Source organism: Bartonella sp. DB5-6, assembly GCF_000278115.1.
GTDB lineage: Bacteria > Pseudomonadota > Alphaproteobacteria > Rhizobiales > Rhizobiaceae > Bartonella > Bartonella refiksaydamii.
Map to the genome: position 1 here is coordinate 1 of NZ_JH725121.1, position 601 is coordinate 601.

Annotated in this window: 1 pseudogene; it reads right to left on the bottom strand. The window is 44.6% G+C overall.

Annotated elements, in window-relative coordinates:
- A pseudogene (locus MCO_RS07405) lies at window positions 1-601 on the bottom strand (DUF4815 domain-containing protein); the annotation flags it as partial.

Sequence of the window (601 nt, forward strand, 5' to 3'; positions counted from 1 at the left end):
TCGGTTGTCACCAAATCAATCACCAGATCATGGTTTTGATTACCGATTTTGCAAAGATGAAAGTCAATACCTGTGATTTGCCGTGTTTCATCAGGGGTAAAGACCTGCGCTTGTGGGTCAAATTTCGTCCATATCTTCACCGCTGTGGTGTGTCGCATAACTTTCACATCAATCACACCTTGACCGGTAAAAAGCCCCGTCGCAATGGTTCCACCTTTTCCCCGTGCCACCACGTTTTTTGTGCCAGCAGGAATGTTTTCAGGAATCTTAAAAGTGCCTTCAAGGGTACCTTTGGCGTTAGCAACAAGCTTTGTTTTTGGCAAAACATTCACACCATCAAAGCTAAGACTTTCCAAGATTTCCCCCTTGCCAAAACCTTCAATTTTAAAGTGAAGAGTAATTTGCCTTAAAAAGTCGATTTGCTCTCGAGTCGCACTGATGAGATCATCATTCACCTCTGTGTTACGTATGGTACTGCCACGGTGTTTTCCCATAATGATCTGATTGGTGACACTCGAGAGCCAATCGGTGCGCTGTTCATGCCAAAAATCTGTTGCGGGGGTGAGTGTTACTGTACCAGGCAGGGGTGCAAAATTTTGAT